3 protein-coding genes are annotated in these 3,904 nt (G+C 68.6%); all 3 read left to right on the top strand.

What is annotated here, in order from left to right:
- The first annotated feature begins 122 nt into the window (after positions 1 to 122).
- The 3 genes from ACFU8Q_RS39995 (at position 123) to ACFU8Q_RS39985 (ending at position 3,866) form a co-directional block, all read left to right on the top strand.
- The gene (locus ACFU8Q_RS39995; RefSeq protein WP_384464697.1) at positions 123 to 1,163 is read left to right on the top strand and encodes a sugar ABC transporter substrate-binding protein; all 1,041 of its coding nucleotides are present in this window, start codon (positions 123 to 125) and stop codon (positions 1,161 to 1,163) included.
- Between the two features lie 133 nt (positions 1,164 to 1,296).
- Entirely contained in the window at positions 1,297 to 2,817 is a 1,521-nt protein-coding gene (locus ACFU8Q_RS39990; RefSeq protein WP_384464694.1) for a sugar ABC transporter ATP-binding protein, read from the top strand.
- Positions 2,814 to 3,866 carry an ABC transporter permease gene (locus ACFU8Q_RS39985; protein ID WP_384464691.1) on the top strand — a complete coding sequence of 351 codons (1,053 nt, stop codon included), beginning with the start codon at positions 2,814 to 2,816 and terminating at the stop codon, positions 3,864 to 3,866. The genes ACFU8Q_RS39990 and ACFU8Q_RS39985 overlap by 4 nt, the downstream gene beginning before the upstream one ends.
- The last annotated feature ends 38 nt before the right edge of the window (positions 3,867 to 3,904 follow it).

Below are 3,904 nucleotides of genomic sequence, written 5' to 3'. Positions count from 1 at the left end.
GGTCCGGCCCTGATCCGCCGGACAGGCCCGAGCCGCACCACCGGGCCGCGCCCCCGCGCACCACGCATCGCCGCTCTGCCTCCAGAGCTCCGACCGGTACTCCACCAAGGATTGGGACACCAATGAGAGTGCGTACGACGAGTGCGGCAGCCTGCGCCGTACTGCTGGCCGTCACTGCCCTCGCGGGCTGCAACCGCGAGTCCTCCGCTGACGGCGCGGGCGGCGGGAAGGTCGGAATCGACCTGCCGCGCAGCGACAGCGACTTCTGGAACTCGTACCAGAACTATGTGCAGAAGGGGGTCAAGGCGGGCGAGGTCAAGGCCCTGCCGCTGACCAACTCGCAGAACGACATCGGCAAGCTGGTCGCCAACGTCCAGACCTTCACCGACCAGGGCGCCAAGGCCGTCGTGATGGCACCTCAGGACACCGGTGCGATCGCCGAGTCGCTCAACACGCTGAACGAGAAGAAGATCCCCGTCATCAGCGTCGACACCCGCCCCGACAAGGGCAACATCTACATGGTGGTGCGGGCCGACAACAAGGCGTACGGGACCAACGCCTGCAAGTACCTCGGCGAGCAGCTGAAGGGCAAGGGCAAGGTCGTCGAGTTCCAGGGCGACCTCGCCTCGATCAACGGCCGTGACCGGTCCGAGGCGTTCAAGGCCTGCATGGACAAGGACTTCCCCGGCATCAAGCTCTTCGAGCTGGCCACCGACTGGAAGGGCGATGTCGCTTCCGCCAAGCTCCAGGCCACCCTGGCCGCCAACCCCGACATCAACGGCATCTACATGCAGGCGGGCGGCGTCTTCCTGCAGCCCACCCTGGCGCTCCTGGAGCAGAAGAAGCTGCTGAAGCCGGCCGGTACACCGGGCCACATCACGATCATCTCCAACGACGGCATCCCGGAGGAGTTCGACGCCATCAAGGCCGGGAAGATCGACGCGACGATCTCCCAGCCCGCCGACCTGTACGCGAAGTACGCGCTGTACTACGCGAAGGCGGCCCTGGACGGCAAGACCTTCAAGGAAGGCCCGACCGACCACGACTCGAACATCATCAAGATTCCGAACGGCTTCGAGGACCAGCTTCCCGCGCCGCTGGTGACCAAGGACAACGTGGACGACCCGAAGCTGTGGGCCAATCAGCTGGAGAAGAAGAGCTAGCCGTGACTCCTCCCTCTCGTTACCGAGAGGGCTTCCCCCTCGGCTCCGAGGAACCGAGGCGCGGCCAAGCCCTGTGCTCTGCCCGTGGGCAGAGCACCGACATGACTACAGCGTTTCGCTGAGAAGGGGTCTGATGGAAAAGGCACCGCCCGCCGTACAGGCGGCGGGCATCGTCAAACGCTTCGGGCCGACCGTGGCGCTCGACGGAGTGAAGCTCACCGTGCGGCCCGGTGAGTCCCACGCCCTCGTCGGCCGCAACGGCGCGGGCAAGTCGACGCTGGTCAGTGTCCTGACCGGGCTCCACAAGGCGGACGCGGGCACGGTCACCTTCGGTGGGGAGCCCGCGCCCGCCTTCGGGGACACCACGGCCTGGCAGTCGAAGGTCGCCTGCGTCTACCAGAAGTCGATGGTCGTCCCCGATCTGACCGTCGCCGAGAACCTCTTCCTCAACCGCTTCGACGACAACGCCCGCTGGATCAGCTGGGGGAAGCTCCGCAAGCGGGCCGAAGGGCTTCTCGGCGAGTACGGCGTCCAGGTCGACCCCGGCACCCGGGCGCGCGATCTCGCCGTCGAGCAGCGGCAGTTCGTCGAGATCGCCCGGGCGCTGTCCTTCGGCGCCCGGCTGATCATCCTGGACGAGCCGACCGCCCAGCTCGACGCCCGAGGCATCGGGCGGCTCTTCGACAAGCTCAGGGAACTGCAGAGTCAGGGAGTGGCGTTCCTCTTCATCTCCCACCATCTGCAGGAGGTGTACGAGCTGTGTACGGCGGTCACCGTCTACCGCGACGCCCGCCATGTGCTCACCGCCCCGGTGGCCGACGTCGCCAAGGCGGAACTGGTGGCGGCGATGACCGGCGAACAGTCCGCCGGCGCCACGGCCTGGCACGCGAGCGGTGACGGCGCGACGGCACGGGACGAATCGGCCGCCCCCGTCCTGCGTACCGAGCGCCTCACCATCCAGGGCCGGTTCGAACCCCTGGACCTGGAGGTCCGCCCCGGCGAGGTGCTCGGCCTGGCCGGCTCCGCGGCCAGCGGCAACACGGCCCTGGGCGAGACCCTGGCCGGAATGCGCAAGGCGGGCGGCGGCACGGTCCTTGTCCACGGCAAGGCCGTGCGCTCCGGCAGCGTGCCGCACGCACTGGACGCCGGGATCGGCTACATCCCCGAGGACCGGCACGACCAGGGCCTCGTCCTGGAACGCAGCGTCGCCGAGAACGCCACCCTCACCGTCACCGATCAGCTCGGCCCGTGGGGGACCGTACTGCCCTCCCGTACCAGGGAGTTCGCACGGACCATGATCGCCTCGCTGGACATCAAGACACAGGGGCCCGAGCAGCCCGTCTCCGGACTCTCCGGCGGAAACCAGCAGAAGGTGGTGGTCGCCCGCGCGCTGGCCCGCAACCCGAGCGTGCTGGTGGCGGTCCGGCCCACCGCGGGTGTGGACGTCAAGTCCAAGGACTCGCTGCTCGGAGTCGTACGGCGGGTCGCCGACGAGGGGAACGCCGCAGTGATCATCTCGGACGAACTGGACGATCTGCGGGTCTGCGACCGGGTGCTCGCCCTGTTCCACGGGCGTGTGGTCGCGACATTCGCCAGCGGGTGGACCGACGGGGAACTCGTCGCCGCCATGGAAGGTGTGGGGGAAAGGGAATGACCGGCACGGTACGGCCCGCGGCGGCCGACGACATCAACGGCGGGCCGAAGGGCTCTCCGACGGGCGAGCGCCCGCTGGACCGGCTGAAGCTGATCCGGTGGAGCGACTTCTCCCTGGTACCGGTGATCCTGGTGCTGATGGTGATCGGGTTCATCGTCTCGCCGGTGTTCCTGACCTCCGAGAACCTGATCAGCGTCGTCCAGCAGTCCTCCGAGCTGAGCCTGCTGGTCCTGGGCCAGGCGCTGATCCTGATCTGCGGGCGGATGGACCTGTCGCTGGAGTCGACGATCGGCATCGCGCCCGTCGTCGCGATGTGGCTCGTCCTGCCCACGGAGGGCGGCCGCTTCGCGGGCCTGGGCCTGCTGCCCACCTGGTCGGCGATCCCGCTCTGTCTGCTCGTGGGCCTCGCCATCGGTGCGGTCAACGGCTTCCTGATGCTGAAACTCCGGGTCAACGGCTTCATCGCCACGCTCGGCATGCTCACCATGCTGCGCGGCCTCCACATCGGCATCACCGAGGGCAAGTCCATCACCGACGTACCGGAGTCCTTCCGCTACCTCGGCAAGAGCGAGTGGTTCGGCGCACCGGCCGCCGTCTGGATCTGCCTGGCGCTGTTCGCCGTCGGCGGTGCCGCGCTGGCCTGGCTGCGCCACGGGCGTTCGCTGTACGCGATCGGCGGCAACCCGGAGGCCGCGCGCGCCGCGGGCATCCGGGTGGACCGGGTCACCTGGATCGTCCTCGCCATCGGCGGCCTGCTGGCGGCCTTCGCAGGCATCCTTTACACCGGCCACTACGGATCGGTCGCGGCGACCCAGGGCAACGGCTGGATCTTCCAGGTGTTCGCCGCCGCGGTCATCGGCGGCATCAGCCTCAAGGGCGGACGCGGCACCCTGTTCGGTGCGCTGACCGGCGTACTGACGCTCCAACTGGTGGTCAACGTGATGACCCTCGGCGGCGTCCCGGCGCTGTGGAACCAGTTCCTCAACGGCGCGATCATCATCGTCGCCCTGGTCATCTCCCGTTTCGCGAGCGGCGAGAAGCAGGACTGAGACCCGCCTCCCGAACGCCGGACGGGGCAAATCCAGCC

This window comes from Streptomyces sp. NPDC057543, from assembly GCF_042801895.1.
Lineage (GTDB): Bacteria > Actinomycetota > Actinomycetes > Streptomycetales > Streptomycetaceae > Streptomyces.
Note: the sequence above shows the minus strand (reverse complement) of the source record. Positions and strands in the feature narration are given on the sequence as shown.

Coding starts and splice junctions, on each gene's coding strand:
- ACFU8Q_RS39995 (WP_384464697.1), top strand. CDS start 123: ATGAGAGTGCGTACGACGAGTGCGGCAGCCTGCGCCGTACTGCTGGCC.
- ACFU8Q_RS39990 (WP_384464694.1), top strand. CDS start 1,297: ATGGAAAAGGCACCGCCCGCCGTACAGGCGGCGGGCATCGTCAAACGC.
- ACFU8Q_RS39985 (WP_384464691.1), top strand. CDS start 2,814: ATGACCGGCACGGTACGGCCCGCGGCGGCCGACGACATCAACGGCGGG.